We start from the raw sequence: 18203 nt of genomic DNA, 5'->3' as shown, positions 1-18203 counted from the left end.
TACGGGCCTTTAACCGTGTCCGCTTAGGTCGTTGCAGCGGGCTGTTAGGCCCGGTGATTTTGCGACTGGCGGTGCTTACATGCGAATTCTGATCGTCGATGACGAACCGGCCATGCACGACAGCTATCGGCGCAGCTTCGCGCCGGTCGCGGTCGCTACGGGCCTGCTCGACGCGATGGCGGCGGAGTTGTTCGGTGACGACGATGCTGCCGCGCCGGACGAGACCGGGCCCGATTTCGCACTGACGCATTGTATGCAGGGGCTCGACGCCGTCGCTGCGGTTGAGACGGCGCTCCGCGATGGAGATCCGTTTGCGGTGGCGTTTATCGACGTGCGGATGCCGCCGGGGATCGACGGCAAGGAAACTGCGGTGCGGATCCGCGCGCTCGATCCCAATATCAATCTCGTCATCGTGACCGGCTATTCCGACTTTTCGCCGGTCGAAATCTCCAAGGCGGCGGGTCCGGCCGACAAGATTTTCTACATCGCCAAGCCGTTCGAAGTCGCCGAGGTGACGCAAATGGCGAGCGCGCTGGCGCATCGCTGGCAGGGCGACCGCGAACTGGCCGAAGCGCGCGAAGTGCTCGCCGCGCAAGTGGTGCAGTTGCAGGAGCAGGGCCATGAACTCGCCGCGAACGAAAGCCGCGCGATCCACATGGCGAATCATGATTCGCTGACCGAGGCCCCCAACCGGCTGGCGTTCCGCCGCGCGCTGACCGACCGTGCGCGGACCGACGCGCGTTTTGCGGTGGCGATGGTCGATCTCGATCGCTTCAAGCTGGTCAACGACACGCTCGGTCACCTCGCCGGCGACGAACTCATTCGCAAGATTTGTTCGGTCTTGCAGGCCAATGTGCCAGCCGGCGGCATGGTCGCGCGGCTTGGCGGGGACGAATTCGGGCTGATGTTCGATACGCCCGGAATCCAGGCCGCCGAAATGGACTGCACCCGCGTGCTGAAGGCTTGCTCGGGCACGTTCAAGGTGCTGGGCAATTCGGTGCAGGGTGGCGCGTCGATCGGCTTGATCGTGACCGAGGCTGGCGAATCGCGCGATCCGACCGATCTCATGCGCCGAGCGGACCTGGCGCTCAACGACGCCAAGCGGGACGGGCGCGGCGTGGTGCGCGTGTTCGATGAAAGCATGGACGAGAACATCCGTCTGCGCCGCGCGATCGAGGGGGGCCTCTCGCAAGCGATTGCCAAGGGCGAACTGAGCCTAGTCTATCAGCCGATCGTGGCGCGCGAAGCGTTCGAAGTGGTCGGGTTCGAGGCGCTGCTGCGCTGGAATACCGAGGATCACGGGCCCATTTCTCCCGCCGTGTTCATCCCGATCGCCGAGGAATCGAACCTCATCCACGAACTGGGCGATTGGGTGCTGGCCGAATCGCTCAAGGTGCTGGCCGAGTGGCCGGGCCAATATGTGTCGGTGAACTTTTCACCGCGTCAGTTCCGTCGCCACAATTTCGTCGGGCGGCTGGTCGAGAACGTGCAGCAGGCTGGGATCGATCCGCGTCGCGTACAGATCGAGATTACCGAGACCGCGATTTTCGACGATGCCGATCGCGCCGCCGATACGCTCTACAAGCTGCGCCAGATGGGTTTTCGCATCGCGCTGGATGACTTCGGAACGGGCTATTCGAGCCTGTACAACATCCGCAAATTCGCGCTCGATTGCCTCAAGATCGACCGCAGTTTCATCGACGGCATGGGCCGCGAGCGCGAGAGTGCCGCGATCGTCCATTCGATCATCCACCTCGGTCGCGCGCTCGGGCTTGGCGTCGTTGCCGAAGGCGTCGAGACCGAAACCCAGTTGCAGGCGCTGCGGGTTGCGGGCTGCAGCCATATGCAGGGCTATTTCTTCTCGCGTCCGGTGGTGCAAGAGCGCGCGAAAGAGATTGCCGAGGCGCGCTTCATCGCGGTTCCCGGGGTGCTCGACGTGGCGGCCGACATACCCGAGCTGGGTAACGGGACGCACGGATGACGGGCAGCATGATCCGTGCCGCGCGCGGCCGGATCGGACGATGGCGCGGGCGCGGCTCGCTCGGTGTCAAGCTCGTCCTGATCCTGACCGCAGTCGGCCTCGCCGGTTCGCTGGCGCTTACCTTGCTGCTCGCCAGCGTTATTGTCCCGAGCTTCAACCAGCTTGAGGCGAAGTCGATCGATGCCCAGGTCGAGCGGACCCATGCCGCGCTGAGCGATTTCGCGACCAAGGTCGAGAATGCGGTGCGCGATTATGGCGATTGGACCGCAAGCTACACCTATATGGCGCATCCCACGCCGGAATTTGAGCGCGAGAGTTTTTCGACGCTGGCGATGGCCAATCTCAATGTCGATGGCATGGCCTATATCGGCAATGACGGGCGGATCGTGATCGCGCGCTGGCGCGATCTCGCGCGCGGGCTGGACCGGCTTGATCGCCGCGATGCCTTTGCGGCGGCGCTGGTCCGTACCGATTTCAAACGGTTCCTGGGGGCGAAAAGCTCAGGCCATTATTATCTGCGGCTCGGCGATGAGCTGGCGGCGATCGGCGTGGCCAAGGTGCGGCGCAGCGACGGGACCGGCGATCCGCACGGCTATGTGGTGATGGCGCGGCGGATCACGTCGCGGGCGCTGTCGGAGGTGCTGCAATTGCGCGCCACGATCGATCTTGCCAATGCGCCCGACGCCAACCGGATTGTCGCTGCCAACGCGACCATGCGCATTGCCGTGCCGATTCAGGGCGCGGACGGGCATGCCGTCGCGAGCGCCGCCTTCACCGTGCCGCGCGATGTGTCGGTGTTGGGGCAGCGGATGCTGCTGCTCGCGGTGACCGGCGCGATCGTTTTGCTGCTGGGCGTGTTGGTGATGCTGCGGCGCATGATCACCCGGCTGGTGCTGCGCCCGCTCGCGCGGGTCGAGGGGCATATGCAGATGGTGCGGTCCTCGGGCACGTTGGGATTGTTGCCCGACGAGGCGCGTCGCGACGAGATCGGCTCGCTTGGCAAGAGTTTCAACGCGATGCTGCAGCAATTGAAGGATCTGCGCGAGCAGTTGGAAGTGCAGAGCTTCGCTCTGGGCAAGAGCGAGAGCGCGGTGGCGGTGATGCACAATGTCCGCAACGCGCTCAATCCGATCAGCACGATCCTGAGCCAGGGAATGGCGCAACCGGCCCCGGTCGACCGCGCAGTGCTGGAGCGGGCGGTGGCGGAACTGGCCAAGGACGATCTGCCCGCGCCGCGCCGCGCGAAGTTGATCGCCTTCGTCTCGGCGGCGATCGAAGCGGAAGGCGCGGATCGCGCGCACCGCCGCGACCAACTCCAGATCGGGCGTGAGGCGATGAGCCATGTGCTGGAAATCATCGGCGAGCAGCAAAGCGCCGCGCACGAGCGCCCGGCGGTGGAGCCGTGCGACGTAACCGAAATCATCGCCAAGAACGCGACCATCGCGCGCTATTCGGGTAGCGTCTCGATCGCGTTCAGCTTTCCGGCCCAGCCCTGTTATGTGCTCGCCAGCCGCATCATCTTGAGCCAGGTGATCGGTAACCTGTTCTCCAACGCCGCCGATGCGATTGCGGCCAAAGGCACCGCCAGCGGTTCGATCTCGGTTTCGATCGAGGAGCAAGGCGACACCGCGCGAATCGCGATTTGCGACGATGGCGAGGGTTTTGCAGCAGATGCGACGCCGACGCTGTTCCAGCGCGGCTTTTCCACCCGGCGGCACAAATCGGGCGGGCTTGGCCTGCATTGGTGTGCCAATTCGATGGCGGCAATGCACGGCACGCTCCGGTTGGAAAGCGAAGGCCCGGGCCGGGGGGCTGTCGCCGTGCTGACGCTGGGGCTCGCCCCGCGCGCTGCCAGCGAGATTGCGGCGTAAGGCTGACTGCTGCGCGGAAGGCCGCAAGGTCACGCGGAACACGGATTGTTTTTGATACGGATTCCGGCCCGTCAGCGGGTTAGCTAGGAGAAAGTCCGGTCGCCTTTCCTGCAAAGTCGAGTATCGTCGGCAATGCACCGGCCAGTGTCGGGGCGAGAACCACCAATACTTTGCCGAGGGCGGGAAGCAAGCCCGCGTCGAGCAGCGGGGCCGTCTTCCCGTCGCTCGGCGTTTGCGGCGCGCCCGTGGCACGGGCATCCAGAATCGTGGCTGCGGGTATCGCAAAGAGTGCAATCACGATGGAGCCACTGACTCCAGTGAAGACCGCCCAGGCATCGACCTGATGGCTCATCGCGTCCGCAACGGCTGGTGTCGCCGCGATGAGCGTCCAGCGCATCCAAGCAATCTGGAACAAGAGCGAAATGACCAGCAGTCCCGCCGCCGCGTTGACATAACTGCGCAAGCGAAGGCGCTGGTGGAGGAGAAACGCATACGCTTCTTCTCCCGTGAGCGGTTTGATGGATTCGACCAGCGAGGAGATGCCGCCGGTCACCACAATACCGGCCGCGACCATGAAGGCTATTCGATCGCACACCGCCAAAGCCTGGAACTTGAGAAGCAGCGTATCATCGGGGACGCCCTGCATCGACCCGAACAAGCCAAGAGCGCTTGCCAAAAGGTCACCTCCGGGCTGGGCGCTGGTTGGCACCAGGAGATAGCCGCCGGCTACCCAGAGCGTGCCCACCAGGATGCCACCGCCATACCAACGTAAAATCCAGCCGCGCACTTGCGGGCCGAACTCGTCGCGAAGATCCGCGACAAAACGCAGCACAATCAGGTACGACAGGCCAAAACCCGCCAACGCTGCCGCGATTACGAACAGGCGGCTCGTGGCATCGGTTTGCTTTGCTGCGGAGTCCAGTGCAGTTAAGATGGGAACCTTTCCTTGCCAAGCGAAGATCCATCCCAGCATGTCGCTAAGGAAGAATACGCCAATCGAAGGTAGAGCGAGCAGCGTTACTGCTAACGATATGCGGGTATCGTCGATTTGTTTCATAGTGTCGTCCCCCGGGATCAATATTACAGATTCCGCAAAAGGGAGCAATTATCTCAAAACGGCAGAATACTCTCGTAGGTAGCGAGTGGCAGTGCGCCGCGCACGAAGCCGCCATGGCGCAGCACGAAGGTATGGCGCACGATTTCGGCCTGCTGCTCGATCCCGTAGCGGTGCAGCGGTAGGCCGGGCCGGATGGCGTAATGGTAGCGGCAGAAGGGATGGCGGCGCAGCGGCAGGAAAGTCCCCTGCTGGCTTTGCCAGATATGCGTCAATTCGTGGATCAGGAGCCCTTGGTCATCAAGGGTGCCGCACGAGAAATCGGCGCGGTAGCGGGTGCCTTCCGGATGAAAGTGGATCGTGCCGGTCGGTGCCATCACCGTTTCGCGCGGCTGGAAAAATGCCCATTTGCGTTGCTCGAGCCGTACCGGCGCATAATCGATTGCGTCGCCGAACACGCCGCGGGCAAGCGAGATCTCGCCTGTTGTCAGCGCACGCCCGGTCACTCGGAGGGGGCAGGGGCCCCTGCCGCGATGGTCGGTGCGTCGTACAGGACGCGCTGGTTGTTCGAAAAGGTGAAGGTCAGCGTGACCGCGCGGCCCGGCTTGATCCCGGGGTTCATGTCGAACAACATCACATGCTTGCCGCCGGGTTTGAACACGGTGGTCGAGGCGGCGGGGATCGGCAGGTCGCCGATCGGCTTCATCGTCGCCATGTTTCCCGACATCATGGATTCGTGCAGTTCGCTCTTCACCGACACATCGCTGCTGACCGAAAGCAGGGTGGTGTCTGCGGTGCCGCCATGAATGGTAAAGTATGCGACGGCGGGACGGCTGGGGATTGCCGCAAGCCGCACATAGCCTTTGTCGACCGACAGCACCGGCGGCTGGCTGCACCCACCCACGGCCAGTGCTGCCGCCACCAGAATCTTTCGCATCTGCAACCACCTTCTCCCGCTTTGGGAACTTATCGCGTCACTCTACGTGCTGCGAAATCTTGCGACAAGCGAAAGCCCCCCTATATCGCCGGAGTGAAGTGTCGCGTTGCTTATCGTAAGGGCGCGGCGGAATGGCAATTTTTTGACAGACGGGGGCCCCAGAGGACCAATGGCAAAAGTAATCGGAATCGATCTCGGCACCACCAACAGCTGCGTCTCGGTGATGGAGGGCGGCAAGCCCAAGGTTATCGAAAACGCCGAAGGCGCGCGCACCACGCCGTCGATCGTCGCCTTCGCCAAGGATGGCGAGCGACTGGTCGGCCAGCCTGCGAAGCGCCAGGCGGTGACCAACCCTGAAAACACCATTTTCGCGGTGAAGCGCCTGATCGGTCGTCGCTTCGACGATCCCATCACCAAGAAGGACACCGAGCTGGTCCCGTACAAGATCGTGCGCGGCAACAATGGCGACGCATGGGTCGGTGCCGGCGGCAAGGAATACTCGCCCTCGCAGATCTCGGCCTTCACGCTCCAGAAGATGAAGGAAACCGCGGAAGCCTATCTCGGCGAGACGGTGACCCAGGCGGTCATCACCGTTCCTGCATACTTTAACGACGCGCAGCGCCAGGCAACCAAGGACGCCGGGCAGATTGCCGGGCTCGAAGTGCTCCGCATCATCAACGAGCCGACCGCAGCCGCGCTCGCTTACGGGCTCGACAAGGACACCAACAAGACCATCGCGGTCTATGACCTTGGCGGCGGCACCTTCGACATCTCGATCCTCGAGATTGGCGATGGCGTGTTCGAAGTGAAGGCCACCAATGGCGATACTTTCCTCGGCGGCGAAGATTTCGACAACAAGCTGCTGAACTTCCTGTCGGACGACTTCAAGAAGGCCGAAGGCATCGACCTCACCAAGGACAAATTGGCGCTCCAGCGTTTGAAGGAAGCGGCAGAAAAGGCGAAGATCGAGCTGTCGTCGGCTGCGACGACCGAGGTCAACCTGCCCTTCATCACCGCCGATGCGACGGGTCCGAAGCATCTCGTCAAGTCGGTGTCGCGCGCCGATCTGGAGCGTCTGGTCGATGACCTGATCCAGCGCACGCTCGAGCCGTGCCGCAAGGCGATGGCCGATGCCGGCGTCAAGGCGTCCGACATCAGCGAAGTGGTGCTGGTCGGCGGCATGACGCGCATGCCCAAGGTCCGCCAGGTGGTGAAGGACTTCTTCGGCAAGGAACCGCATTCGGGCGTCAACCCGGACGAGGTCGTGGCGATGGGTGCCGCCATTCAGGCAGGCGTGCTGCAGGGCGACGTCAAGGACGTGCTGCTGCTCGACGTGACGCCGTTGTCGCTCGGCATCGAGACGTTGGGGGGCGTGTTCACCCGCATGATCGATCGCAACACCACGATCCCGACCAAGAAGTCGCAAACCTATTCGACCGCAGACGACAACCAGCAGGCTGTGACCATCCGCGTGTTCCAGGGCGAGCGCGAAATGGCGGCGGACAACAAGATGCTCGGCCAGTTCGACCTGGTCGGCATTCCGCCCGCACCCCGCGGTGTGCCGCAGATCGAAGTGACCTTCGACATCGACGCCAACGGCTTGGTCAATGTCTCGGCCAAGGACAAGGGTACCGGCAAGGAGCAGCAGATCCGCATCCAGGCTTCGGGTGGCCTGTCGGAGCGCGACATCGAGCAGATGGTGCGCGACGCCGAGCAGTTCGCCGAGGACGACAAGAAGCGCCGCGACGCGGCCGAAGCGAAGAACAACGCCGAGAGCCTGGTTCACACCACCGAGCGTCAGCTCGCCGAAAATGGCGACAAGGTCGACGCCGCGCTGAAGGGCGAGATCGAGGCCGCGATTGCCGCGACCAAGACTGCCGTTGAAGGTGGCGATCCCGAAGCGATGAAGGAGAAGGCAGGCGCGCTCGCGCAGGTCGCGATGAAGCTGGGCCAGGCGATCTACGAAAAGCAGGCCCAGGCCGAAGCGTCGCCGAGCGCTGACGCCGCCGAGGCTCCGAAGGAAGACGTGGTCGACGCGGAATTCTCCGAAGTCGACGATCACAAGGCGTAAAATACTATCTCCCTCTCCCCACATGTGGGGAGAGGGTCGGGGAGAGGGGCCGTGCTGCGATGCAGATCGCACTGCGGCTTCCTCATCATTCCCTCTCCCAAACCCTCTCCCGCTCGGGACAGGGCCTAGAGGCGCAAGATGAGCACTGAAGTCGATTTCTACGAATTGCTGGAATGCGAGCGCGACGCCGATGAAGGCACGCTCAAATCCTCCTATCGTCGCCTGGCAATGCGCTATCACCCCGACAAAAATCCGGGATGCGATGATTCCGAGGCGCGCTTCAAGGCGATCAGCGAAGCCTATGAATGCCTGAAGGACCCGCAGAAGCGCGCGGCCTATGATCGCTATGGCCATGCCGCGTTCAGGCAGGGCGGCGGTGGCGGCGGCGGCCCGCAGGATTTTAGCGCCTTTTCGGATATCTTCGAAAATATCTTCGGCGAATTCATGGGCGGGCAGCGTGGCGGTGCCAGCGGCCCGCGGCGTGGTGCCGATTTGCGCTACGACATGGAAATTACCCTCGAAGAGGCGTTCCACGGCAAATCCACCGACATCACGATCGATGTGACCGGCGTGTGCGACGTGTGCAACGGCACCGGCGCGACCAAGGGTACGGCGGCGAAGTCGTGCACGACCTGCCATGGCCATGGCAAAGTCCGCGCGCAGCAAGGTTTCTTTGTGGTCGAGCGCACCTGCCCGACCTGCCACGGCGCGGGCCAGACCATTTCCGATCCGTGTGGCAATTGCCGCGGCGAGGGCCGCGTCGAAAAGACCAAGACCCGCACGGTCAACATCCCGCCCGGCGTCGATGAGGGCACGCGCGTGCGCCTCACTGGCGAAGGGGAAGCGGGGATGCGGGGTGCCCCTCCGGGTGACCTCTATATCTTCCTGCACGTCGCGCGGCATCCGTTGTTCCAGCGCGAGGGCACCACGTTGTTTGCGCGTGCGCCGATCAGTTTCACTACTGCGGCGCTGGGTGGGGAAATCACCATCCCGGGACCAGACGGTGTCCAGCACACGATCAAGATTCCAGCGGGAACCCAGTCGGGCCGCGAATTGCGGCAGCGTGGTGCCGGAATGCCGGTGCTGCAGGGGCGTGGGCGCGGTGACCTGGTCATCCGCATCGAGGTGGAAACGCCGAGCAGCCTGACCTCGCGCCAGCGCGAATTGCTCGAGGAATTTCGTGCGACCGAAACCGGCAAGGAATGCCCGCAGACCAGCGGCTTCTTCAAGAAAATGAAGAGCGCCTGGGGTTAAGGGGCGGGGCGGGGCCGGCGCTATGACCTGTCACCCCGGGCTCGTCCCGGGGTCCACCGGAAATACCCACCGCACGCACAGGATTTGCGGCACGGTTGACCCCGGCACAGGGCCGGGGTGACGACGGATGTTTGGCGGACGCCTTCCGCTAAAGATTTGAAAAACTGCTCTCAACCCCACAGCCCTGGCCGCCCCGTCAAGAAGAAGGGGCGGGTGGGCCGATGGGTTAGAGGCTAAGAACCTCGACCACCAGCGCGACGCCGGCAACGGCGATGAGGCCGCTCGCGAGGCTTTGCAGAATGCGCATGGTAGGATCTCCGTGCCGGACCGTTCCGGCAGGGAGGCATTTGGAGATTGTTGCTTATGCGCGCAATATTATTACGCGCATTCGCGCATGCAGCATTTGCACGTTGAGGCGTGCAAAAATGTCGTTCAGTCGTTACCGAAGACGCGCGCAAAGATCGTGTCGACATGCTTCAGGTGATAGCCGAGGTCAAACTTGTCTTCGATCTCCGCAACCGACAGTGCCGCCGTCACTTCCGGGTCGGCCTTGAGCAATTCCATCAGCGATAGCGCGCCGTCCGAATCCCACACCTTCATCGCGTTGCGCTGCACCAGGCGATAGGCGTCCTCGCGGCTCACCCCCGCTTGCGTCAGCGCCAGCAACACGCGCTGCGAATGGACCAGACCGCCCATCTTATTGAGATTCTTGTCCATCCGCGCCGGATAGACGACGAGCTTGTCCATCACGCCCGTCAGCCGCGCCAGCGCGAAGTCGAGCGTGATCGTGGCGTCGGGGCCGATATAGCGCTCGACCGAGGAGTGCGAGATATCGCGCTCATGCCACAGCGCCACATTCTCCAGCGCAGGCGTCACATACCCGCGCACCATCCGGGCAAGGCCAGTCAGGTTTTCGGTCAGCACCGGGTTGCGCTTGTGCGGCATCGCCGACGAGCCCTTCTGGCCCGGCGAGAAAAACTCCTCGGCCTCCAGCACTTCGGTGCGCTGCAAGTGGCGGATCTCGGTCGCGAGCCGCTCGATCGACGAGGCGATCACGCCCAGCGTCGCGAAGAACATCGCGTGGCGGTCGCGCGGGATGACCTGGGTCGAAACCGGCTCGACGGTGAGGCCGAGCTTCTCGGCGACATGCGCCTCCACGAACGGATCGATATTGGCGAAGGTGCCGACCGCGCCCGAAATCGCGCAGGTGGCAATATCGGCCCGCGCCGCGACGAGCCGCGCGCGGTTGCGGGCAAACTCGGCATAGGCCTGGGCGAGCTTGAGCCCGAACGTGACCGGCTCGGCATGAATGCCGTGGCTGCGGCCGATCGTCGGGGTCAATTTATGCTCGACCGCGCGACGCTTCAGCACCGCCAGCAGCGCATCGAGATCGGCGATCAGCAAGTCGCTCGCGCGCGCCAACTGCACCGCAAGGCAGGTGTCGAGCACGTCGGACGAAGTCATGCCCTGGTGCATGAAGCGCGCTTCGGGGCCGACATGTTCGGCGACATTGGTCAGGAAAGCGATGACGTCGTGCTTGGTCTCGCGCTCGATCTCGTCGATGCGCTCGACCTCGAACGCACCCTTGGCCCAGATCGCGGCGGCGGCTTCCTTGGGGACGACACCCAGTTCGGCGAGCGCATCGGTCGCATGCGCCTCGATCTCGAACCAGATCTGAAAACGCGCTTCGGGCGTCCAGATCGCGACCATGTCGGGGCGGGAATAGCGGGGGACCATCGGATTTCCTTGATGCGGCAGAGTCGGGCCATCGCGGAATCGCAACGGGTCCGCGATGACACGCGCGTTAGCAGGGACAAGCCGATCCTTCAAATCGGCAATAAAGGGACCGATCCGGAAGCACAGGGGTTCAGACAAGGAACGCTGGTTAGGACGCAAGGCGTCGCGTTCAACGAGATATGCAACAGTCAGATGGAGAGATCCGATGTTCAAATATGCTTTACTTGCAAGTGCAATGACTTTTGCTGTGCCTGCATTTGCGCAGGACACGCAATCCATGCCGAGCAGCCCGCAACCCGCACAGTCTGTGCCAACGACGACTGACCAAGCTCTTCCGGCTCAACCTGCGTCGGCCACACCACAGAGCGCTGTACCCGCCGATTCGGCAACTGCCCCGGCGGCTGATTCAGCTGTCGCCGCTCAGCCAGCGACGGGCACGCAAGTGGCGCAGGTCGTCAGTCAGGAATTTTCCAACTACGACAAGGACGGCGATGGCGTGCTGAATGCGAAGGAATTCGACGCCTGGATGATCGCGCTGAAAAGCGCGAGCGCCCCCTCGACCAAGGCAACCTCGCCAGCAACCAAGGCATGGCTGAACCAGGCGTTTGCGCAGGCCGATACCGACAAGAATAAGAAGGTCAGCAAATCCGAGCTGACCGGCTTCCTGTCGCAGCAAGGCTAAACCTCACCGTGTCACCACAGCGCCCGCTGCCCCGTCCGGGGCGGCGGGCGCTTGGCTTTCTATAACAACCCCATCGCGCGCAGGCTGGAATGCCCGCTCGCCCCGATGATGATGTGGTCGTGTACTGCGATGCCCAGGCGCTTGCCCGTTTCGGCGACCTTGCGGGTGACTTCGATGTCGGCTCGGCTGGGGGCGGGGTCGCCGCTCGGGTGGTTGTGCACCAGAATGATGGCAGCGGAGCCCAGATCGATCGCGCGCCGGATCACCTCGCGCACGTACAAGGCGGCTTCGTCGATCGAGCCCTCGCTCATCGCTTCGTCGCGAATCAGCATGTTGCGCGTGTTGAGATGGAGCACGCGGACCCGTTCGTTGGTGCGGTGCGCCATGTCGGCGTGGAGATAGTCGATCAAGGCTTGCCAGCTGGCCAGTACGGGTTGCGCGCTGGCTTGCACACGTAACAGCCGCAGCGCGGTCGCCTGCACGATCTTGATCGCCGCGACGGAGGTTTCGCCCATGCCGGCGACGCGCAGCAATGCCTCGGGATCGGCGCTGAACAGCCCGCCGACCCCGCCGAATTCGGCAAGCAATGCTTTCGCCAGCGGCTTGGTGTCGCGCCGGGGAATCGCCAGCGCCAAAAGATATTCGACCAATTCGTGATCGAGCAACGCGTCCCCGCCTTGTTCGATCAAGCGCTGCCGCAGTCGCGCGCGGTGTCCGGCATGATCGGGGAGGGGCTCGCTCATTGGACCAAAGGAGTATCGCGGGCAGGGGCGATAGGCAAACGCGGCGGTCCGGATCGGCCACAACAGTTGACACCCCCCGGTCACCTTCCTAAACGGCGCGTGAACGGGGCTCTTTCCCCACGATCCCCGATGTTCACCGTCGCGGTGCCAAAGGCACGGCGGCGTTTTCTTATCAGGATAAGCGCCCCTTGGCCGACGTACACCAGAAGAACGACCTGGATGCCCGCATCGCTTCGGCGAAGGCGGCTGGCCAGGTGCGTGCTGGTGTCGCGCTGCCCCCGGCGAAAGGCTATTCGCAGGGCGCGCGCGTGCTGACGCTGCTGCTGGGTGCCTTGTTCGGTGGCGGGGTCATGGGCTGGGCGCTCGACCATTGGTTGGGAACCTCGCCCTGGGCGCTGCTGATCGTCTTGACGCTCGCGGTTATCGGGGCGTTCCTTAACATCATCAAGATTTCGAAGGAGCGCGCGGAGTGAGCGCCGGCAAAATCGATCCGATGGAACAGTTCAAGGTCGAGCCCGTCTTGGGCCGGCATCTGGACCTGTTTGGCTATGACGTATCCTTCACCAACTCGGCGCTGTTCATGGTGGTGGTGTTCGTGCTGCTCGCCGTGTTCATGGCTGGTGGCCTGAAGCGTCAGCTCGTGCCTGGCCGCTGGCAGGTCGCCGCGGAGGACGCCGTCAGCTTCATCGACAATATGGTGTCGGTAAACATCGGTTCGGGCGGCAAGAAGTTCGCGCCCTATATCTTCTCGCTGTTCTTCTTCATCCTGTTCGCCAACCTGGTCGGCGTGCTGCCGTTGGCGATCCTGCCGGGTCTGCACACCTTTGCAGTCACCAGCCACATCACGGTGACGGCGGTGCTGGCATTCCTGTCCTTCGGCATCGTGCTGGCGGTCGGTTTCGCGACGCACGGCCTGAAGTTCTTCAGCCTGTTCGTGCCGCACGGGGCGCCCGCCTGGCTGATGCCGGTGATCATCCCGGTCGAATTCGTCTCGTTCATGGTGCGCCCGTTCTCGCTCGGTCTGCGACTGTTCGTCGCGATGACGGCGGGGCACATCCTGCTCGAAGTGTTCGGTAGCTTCGTCGTGCAGGGCCTCAACGCGGGCGGTGCGCTCGGGCCCGTCGTCAGCTTGCTCAGCTTCGTGATGATCGTCGGGGTCAGCGCGCTGGAGTTGCTGGTGTGTGCGATCCAGGCCTATGTGTTTGCGCTGTTGACGTCGCTGTACCTGCACGACGCGGTGCACCTGCACTAATCTTTTCAATACCCTCACTACGCAATTCTCAAGGAGCCTATCATGGATCATACTTCTGCAATGTACATCGGTGCCGGCCTCGCGGCGATCGGCGTTGGTCTGGCCGCGCTCGGCGTGGGCAACGTGTTCGGTTCGTTCCTCGAAGGCGCACTGCGCAACCCGGGTGCCGCAGACGGTCAGCAGGGTCGCCTGTTCATCGGCTTCGCGGCTTCGGAACTTCTGGGTCTGATCGCGTTCGTCGTCGCGATTCTCATCCTCTTCGTCGTCAAGTAAGCAAGAGCGAGCGCCACCAATGCCGCAGATTTCCCAGATTGGCGAGATTTACGCCTCGCAGCTGTTCTGGCTCGCGATCGTATTCGCGCTGATCTATTTCGGGATCGGCAAGGCGATGGTCCCCAAGATCGAGGCGACGATCGAAGATCGTAACGGCCGGATTGCGGGGGACATCGCTGCGGCGGAGGCGGCGCGCGCTGCTGCGCTCACCTCCGAGCGCGATTATCAGGCGGGGCTCGAATCCGCGCGTGCCACGGCGGCCGTCGCTCTCGGCGAAGCCAAGGCGCGGGCGATTGCCGGCACCGAGGCCAAGCTGAAGACCAGCGACGCCGCGCTGGCCGCGCAACTCGATGCCGCCACCGGTCGCATCGGTGCCGCAAAGGTGCAGGCGCTCGCCGAAATCGAGACCAATACGGTCGAGGCGGTCGAACAGATCGTCGCCAAGCTTTCGGGCGTGGCGGTCGACCGCACGACCATCGAAACGCAGGTTAAGGCAGAGCTGGCACATGGCTGACGGTCAAGCAGTCAAGACGATGGAGCATACCGGAGCCACCGAGCTGCATCACGAAATGGCATTCCTCGGCATCACCCCGCCGATGTTCGTCGCGTTGTCGATGCTGGTCGTGATTGCGATCATGATCTGGCAGAAAGTGCCCAAGATGATTGCGGGCATGCTCGACAGCCGCATCGCGACGATCCGTGGTCAGTTGGAGGAAGCGTCCAAGTTGCGCGCGGAAGCCGAGGCACAGCTTGCCGAGGCCAAGGCGCGTAACGCCGCCAGCGCTGGCGATGCCGCCGCTATCGTCGCCCATGCCGAAGCCGAGGCGGCAGCTATGCTGGCCAAGGCTGAAGCCGATCTCACCGATTTGATCGCACGCCGTCAGACGATGGCCGAAGACAAGATTGCCGGTGCCGAACGCACCGCCATTGCCGAGGTCCGCGCGCGCGCAGCCGATGCTGCAACCCGCGCTGCCGCGACGATCATCGCCCAGCGTCACGGTGCCGAAGCGGACAAGACCCTGGTCGACCGGACCATCGCTGGGTTGGGCAAGCTCAACTGACCGTAATGCACCCGTTGTCGCGGGTGCATTTCGTTTCGCCACTTATCGGGGTAACGTTGGCATCGCGGTGATTCGCGCCGCTTACCTTTCGAAAGAGGCCCTCCCATGAAGTCTGTCGTTCTCGCTGCGGCCGTCGCTTTTATCGCAACGCCGCTCGCTGCCCAGACCGCGCCTGCGCCGGCCACCGCATCGGCTCCTGCCGTCGCTGCACCGGCTACGACCGCCACCGCAACCGGTGCCGCCAAATTCGATCTCGACACCCCGATCGAGACGATCGCCGCTAACACGGCCGGCAAGACGGTACTCGACACAGATCTGCAGAACATCACCGCGCACCCGATGTACGACTCGTTCAAGGGCATGTCGCTCAACCAGGTGCAGCCGTTGTCGCAGGGCGCGCTGACCGATGCCGCGCTGGCCAAGGTCAAGGCTGACCTCGCCGCGATCAAGTGAGCTTTGGCGGCGGCGGGTATCCCGTCGCCGCTGTTGCACAATTCAGATCACGCGACCCCGGTCGCGCAGGAGCGCTGGCACCTCGCTCCAGGCCGGGGCGGTGTCATCCTCATACCCAAACACAGTGCCCGTCCCGATGCTGCGCGACGCGCGCATCGCTCCGCGGTGGGCCCCTTGGCTGAGATAGGCGCGCATCGCCGCGCGATCGACCCATAGCGTAAGCGTGTGGTGTGTGCCGTCAATCGTGCGCGCCTCGACCGAGATATTGCCGGCCGCACGTTGCGCTTGCCGCATTGAGCGGATCGCATGCCACCAGAAGCGGGGCACCTGCAGCGCGCTTTTGGGCTTCAGCCCGGTAATCGAAATGTACATCGTGCCCTGCTTTCATCGACGGCGGCATTTGCCCAGCAAGGAAGGCGTGGCATCCCGGCGCACGAATGCCTAGATCAAACGATAATGTCCGATCCCAACGCCCCGACACGCTTCAACGAAGACAAGGCCACCTTCACCGTCCGCGGCAGCGACACGCCCGATCTCGATGCCGGGGTTGCCGCAATCCGCAACGTGCTGGCGACGCTCCCGGCACGGCCCGGCGTCTATCGGATGCTCGATGCGCGGGGGGACGTGCTGTACGTCGGCAAGGCGCGCGCGCTGAAGAACCGCGTCACCAATTACACGCAGGTGGAGCGGCTGTCGCGGCGCTTGCAGCGCATGGTCGCGCAGACGCGCGCAATGACGATCGTCACGACCAATAATGAGGCCGAAGCGCTGCTGCTCGAAGCGCAACTGATCAAACGCTACCGACCTGCCTATAACGTCCTGCTGCGCGACGATAAATCCTTTCCGTTCATCCTGTTACGCGCCGATCATGACTTTCCGCGGATCCAGAAACATCGCGGCGCGCGGCGCGCCAAGGGCAATTATTACGGCCCCTTCGCCAGCGCGGGCGCGGTCAACAACACCTTGAACGCGCTGCAAAAACTGTTCCTGCTGCGCAGTTGTACCGACGGTTTCTTCAAGAATCGCGACCGACCGTGCCTGCTCTACCAGATCAAGCGCTGCTCGGCCCCGTGCGTCGGGCGGATCGATGCGGCTGGCTATGGCGAACTCGTGGCCGACGCCAAGGCGTTTCTCGCCGGAAAGTCGACCGAGGTGCAGGCGAAGCTCGGCGCGCAGATGCAGGCGGCGGCCGAGGCGATGGACTTCGAACTCGCTGCGATCCTGCGCGATCGGCTGCGCGCGCTGACCTTCATTCAGGGCAGCCAGGCGATCAACGCCGAGGGGCTGGGCGATGCCGACATCTTTGCGATGGCCAACAAGAATGGCGTGATCGGCATCCAGGCCTTTTTCATTCGCGGCGGGCAGAATTGGGGGCATCGCAGCTTCTTCCCCGCGCACACCGCCGACGTGCCCGAGGACGAGATCCTGACCGGTTTCCTTGCGCAATTTTACGAAGAGGTTCCACCGCCGCGCACCGTATTGCTCGACCGCGAACTGGACGAGGCGGTGCTGCTGGGCGAGGCGCTGGGCGGGCAGGCGGGGTTCAAGGTCACGCTGTCGATGCCGCAGCGTGGCGCGCGCCGCAAATTGCTCGATCAGGCCAAACGCAATGCCGAGGAAGCGCTCGACCGGCGGCTGGCCGAGAGCACGACCCAGGCGAAGTTGCTGCGCGAAGTGGCCGAACTGTTCGACTTACCCGAGCCGCCCGACCGCATCGAGATTTACGACAACAGCCATATCCAGGGCACCAATGCGCTGGGCGCGATGGTCGTCGCCGGACCCGAGGGCTTCCGCAAGGGCCAGTATCGAAAGTTCAACATCAAGAACCCCGACACCATTCCGGGCGACGATTTCGGCATGATGCGCGAAGTGTTCGCCCGCCGTTTCGCGCGCGCGCAAAATGAGGACCCCGATCGCGACGCGGGCGACTGGCCCGATCTGGTGTTGATCGATGGCGGACGCGGGCAGCTCAACGCGGTGAAGGGCGTGCTCGAGGAATTGGGGATCGAGGATGTGTGCCTGGTCGGCATCGCCAAAGGCCCGCACCACGGCCGCGATGGGCGCGAGGTGTTCCACATGCTCGACGGGCGCGAGTTTCAGCTGCCGGTCAATGCGCCGGTGCTATTCTATCTCCAGCGGCTGCGCGACGAAGTCCACCGCTTCGCGATCGGTGCCCACCGTGCCAAACGGGCTAAGGCAATCGGCGCATCACCGCTCGATGACGTGCCCGGCATCGGCCCTGCACGGAAGAAGGCGCTGCTCATGCACTTCGGCACCGCGCGCGCGGTGCGCAATGCCAGCTTGGAGGATTTACAAAAGGCCCCCGGCGTCAGCGCGGCGGTCGCGCAGCAGCTCTACGACTTCTTCCACGCGCGCTGAGCGCGGCCTCACGGGGAGGGGGGCTCACGTAACGCGATCCGTTCAGCCTTCGGCTGGCGGCGCGAACGACAGCTCTTCGTCGGCCAGCGTCTCGGCGATGCTGCGTTTGGTGACGAGGCGGAAGATCCCATAGAGCAAAACAGCCGCCGGAAGGATATTGAGGTAATCGGGGGCACTCACGATGTGCAAAGCCGAAAACAAGACGAGTGCGGCACCCACGGTAAACGACCCAGCACGGTCCATCATCACTCTCCTCGATTTTTTATTCTTGACGACAAGCTGCAATGCGCCGTGACGGCCGTCAATCGGAAAGTTGACGGACAGCGCGCGCTGATGTCGGGCGGTGATGGACCTGTCGACTGCGATCCCTTGCGCAGCGTTGCGCACAACCGCAACATCGGTCGAGCGTCGCGGTTGGCTTGTCCGCTATTTCGGCTGGGCCACCCATAAGGACC

Annotated in this window: 19 protein-coding genes; 12 read left to right on the top strand and 7 right to left on the bottom strand. The window is 63.5% G+C overall.

Annotated features, from left to right (window positions below; genetic code table 11):
* Positions 1-79 precede the first annotated feature (79 nt).
* Both ACP7BY_RS00260 and ACP7BY_RS00255 read left to right on the top strand, forming a co-directional pair.
* Complete coding sequence (locus tag ACP7BY_RS00260) at positions 80-1981, top strand: EAL domain-containing protein (RefSeq protein ID WP_137902267.1); 1902 nt, start codon at positions 80-82, stop codon at positions 1979-1981.
* Positions 1978-3852 (top strand): sensor histidine kinase, encoded by a 1875-nt coding sequence (locus tag ACP7BY_RS00255; RefSeq protein ID WP_231564977.1) that lies wholly within the window; start codon positions 1978-1980, stop codon positions 3850-3852. Before ACP7BY_RS00260 ends, ACP7BY_RS00255 begins: the two co-directional genes overlap by 4 nt.
* 79 nt (positions 3853-3931) lie before the next feature.
* On the opposite strand, the gene ACP7BY_RS00250 is transcribed toward ACP7BY_RS00255, so the two are convergent.
* From ACP7BY_RS00250 to ACP7BY_RS00240, 3 genes are read right to left on the bottom strand one after another with little or no spacing between them, the layout of a single operon-like run.
* The gene (locus tag ACP7BY_RS00250) at positions 3932-4909 is read right to left on the bottom strand and encodes a hypothetical protein (RefSeq protein WP_137902268.1); all 978 of its coding nucleotides are present in this window, start codon (positions 4907-4909) and stop codon (positions 3932-3934) included.
* Between the two features lie 53 nt (positions 4910-4962).
* The gene (locus ACP7BY_RS00245) at positions 4963-5412 is read right to left on the bottom strand and encodes a hypothetical protein (protein ID WP_033964204.1); all 450 of its coding nucleotides are present in this window, start codon (positions 5410-5412) and stop codon (positions 4963-4965) included.
* On the bottom strand, positions 5409-5843 hold the full coding sequence (locus ACP7BY_RS00240) for a copper chaperone PCu(A)C (protein WP_033964203.1): 435 nt from the start codon (positions 5841-5843) through the stop codon (positions 5409-5411). Before ACP7BY_RS00240 ends, ACP7BY_RS00245 begins: the two co-directional genes overlap by 4 nt.
* 169 nt (positions 5844-6012) lie before the next feature.
* Here ACP7BY_RS00240 and dnaK point away from each other — a divergent pair, with 169 nt between their 5' ends.
* Together dnaK and dnaJ are read left to right on the top strand one after the other, a co-directional pair.
* The gene (gene dnaK, locus ACP7BY_RS00235; RefSeq protein WP_033964200.1) at positions 6013-7914 is read left to right on the top strand and encodes a molecular chaperone DnaK; all 1902 of its coding nucleotides are present in this window, start codon (positions 6013-6015) and stop codon (positions 7912-7914) included.
* A gap of 138 nt (positions 7915-8052) precedes the next feature.
* Complete coding sequence (gene dnaJ / locus ACP7BY_RS00230) at positions 8053-9168, top strand: molecular chaperone DnaJ (RefSeq protein ID WP_033964198.1); 1116 nt, start codon at positions 8053-8055, stop codon at positions 9166-9168.
* A gap of 432 nt (positions 9169-9600) precedes the next feature.
* Here the strand turns inward: dnaJ and purB are convergent, their stop codons facing one another.
* Positions 9601-10905, bottom strand: coding sequence for an adenylosuccinate lyase (gene purB / locus ACP7BY_RS00225; RefSeq protein WP_033964233.1), 1305 nt, complete (start codon positions 10903-10905; stop codon positions 9601-9603).
* Positions 10906-11110: 205 nt separating this feature from the next.
* On the opposite strand from purB, the gene ACP7BY_RS00220 reads away from it, so the two are divergent.
* A complete protein-coding gene (locus tag ACP7BY_RS00220) occupies positions 11111-11587 on the top strand; it encodes an EF-hand domain-containing protein (RefSeq protein ID WP_033964196.1) in 477 nt (158 codons plus the stop codon).
* A 59-nt stretch (positions 11588-11646) separates the two neighbouring features.
* Here the strand turns inward: ACP7BY_RS00220 and radC are convergent, their stop codons facing one another.
* Positions 11647-12330 carry a RadC family protein gene (radC, locus tag ACP7BY_RS00215; protein WP_033964195.1) on the bottom strand — a complete coding sequence of 228 codons (684 nt, stop codon included), beginning with the start codon at positions 12328-12330 and terminating at the stop codon, positions 11647-11649.
* 188 nt (positions 12331-12518) lie between these two features.
* Here radC and ACP7BY_RS00210 point away from each other — a divergent pair, with 188 nt between their 5' ends.
* From ACP7BY_RS00210 to ACP7BY_RS00185, 6 genes are all read left to right on the top strand, one after another.
* Complete coding sequence (locus tag ACP7BY_RS00210) at positions 12519-12803, top strand: AtpZ/AtpI family protein (RefSeq protein WP_126845626.1); 285 nt, start codon at positions 12519-12521, stop codon at positions 12801-12803.
* A 20-nt stretch (positions 12804-12823) separates the two neighbouring features.
* Positions 12824-13582 (top strand): F0F1 ATP synthase subunit A, encoded by a 759-nt coding sequence (locus ACP7BY_RS00205; protein WP_033964231.1) that lies wholly within the window; start codon positions 12824-12826, stop codon positions 13580-13582.
* Positions 13583-13624: 42 nt separating this feature from the next.
* Positions 13625-13855 carry a F0F1 ATP synthase subunit C gene (locus ACP7BY_RS00200; RefSeq protein ID WP_029622390.1) on the top strand — a complete coding sequence of 77 codons (231 nt, stop codon included), beginning with the start codon at positions 13625-13627 and terminating at the stop codon, positions 13853-13855.
* Positions 13856-13874: 19 nt separating this feature from the next.
* Positions 13875-14369: an ATPase gene (locus ACP7BY_RS00195; protein WP_033964194.1), complete on the top strand. Its 495-nt coding sequence runs from the start codon at positions 13875-13877 to the stop codon at positions 14367-14369.
* Positions 14362-14916, top strand: coding sequence for an ATP synthase subunit B (locus ACP7BY_RS00190; protein ID WP_033964193.1), 555 nt, complete (start codon positions 14362-14364; stop codon positions 14914-14916). Before ACP7BY_RS00195 ends, ACP7BY_RS00190 begins: the two co-directional genes overlap by 8 nt.
* 105 nt (positions 14917-15021) lie before the next feature.
* On the top strand, positions 15022-15369 hold the full coding sequence (locus ACP7BY_RS00185; RefSeq protein WP_033964192.1) for a hypothetical protein: 348 nt from the start codon (positions 15022-15024) through the stop codon (positions 15367-15369).
* A gap of 42 nt (positions 15370-15411) precedes the next feature.
* On the opposite strand, the gene ACP7BY_RS00180 is transcribed toward ACP7BY_RS00185, so the two are convergent.
* Complete coding sequence (locus ACP7BY_RS00180; RefSeq protein ID WP_033964191.1) at positions 15412-15741, bottom strand: hypothetical protein; 330 nt, start codon at positions 15739-15741, stop codon at positions 15412-15414.
* A gap of 84 nt (positions 15742-15825) precedes the next feature.
* Here ACP7BY_RS00180 and uvrC point away from each other — a divergent pair, with 84 nt between their 5' ends.
* Positions 15826-17748, top strand: a complete 1923-nt coding sequence (gene uvrC / locus ACP7BY_RS00175; protein ID WP_126845624.1) for an excinuclease ABC subunit UvrC — start codon at positions 15826-15828, stop codon at positions 17746-17748.
* 42 nt (positions 17749-17790) lie between these two features.
* Here the strand turns inward: uvrC and ACP7BY_RS00170 are convergent, their stop codons facing one another.
* On the bottom strand, positions 17791-18135 hold the full coding sequence (locus ACP7BY_RS00170) for a hypothetical protein (protein ID WP_156142973.1): 345 nt from the start codon (positions 18133-18135) through the stop codon (positions 17791-17793).
* Between the last annotated feature and the right edge of the window lie 68 nt (positions 18136-18203).

Origin of the sequence: Sphingomonas sp. PSPC2-2 (assembly GCF_049897725.1) — a bacterium.
Taxonomy (GTDB): Bacteria; Pseudomonadota; Alphaproteobacteria; order Sphingomonadales; family Sphingomonadaceae; genus Sphingomonas.
This window is presented reverse-complemented; position numbering and strand designations above follow the sequence as displayed.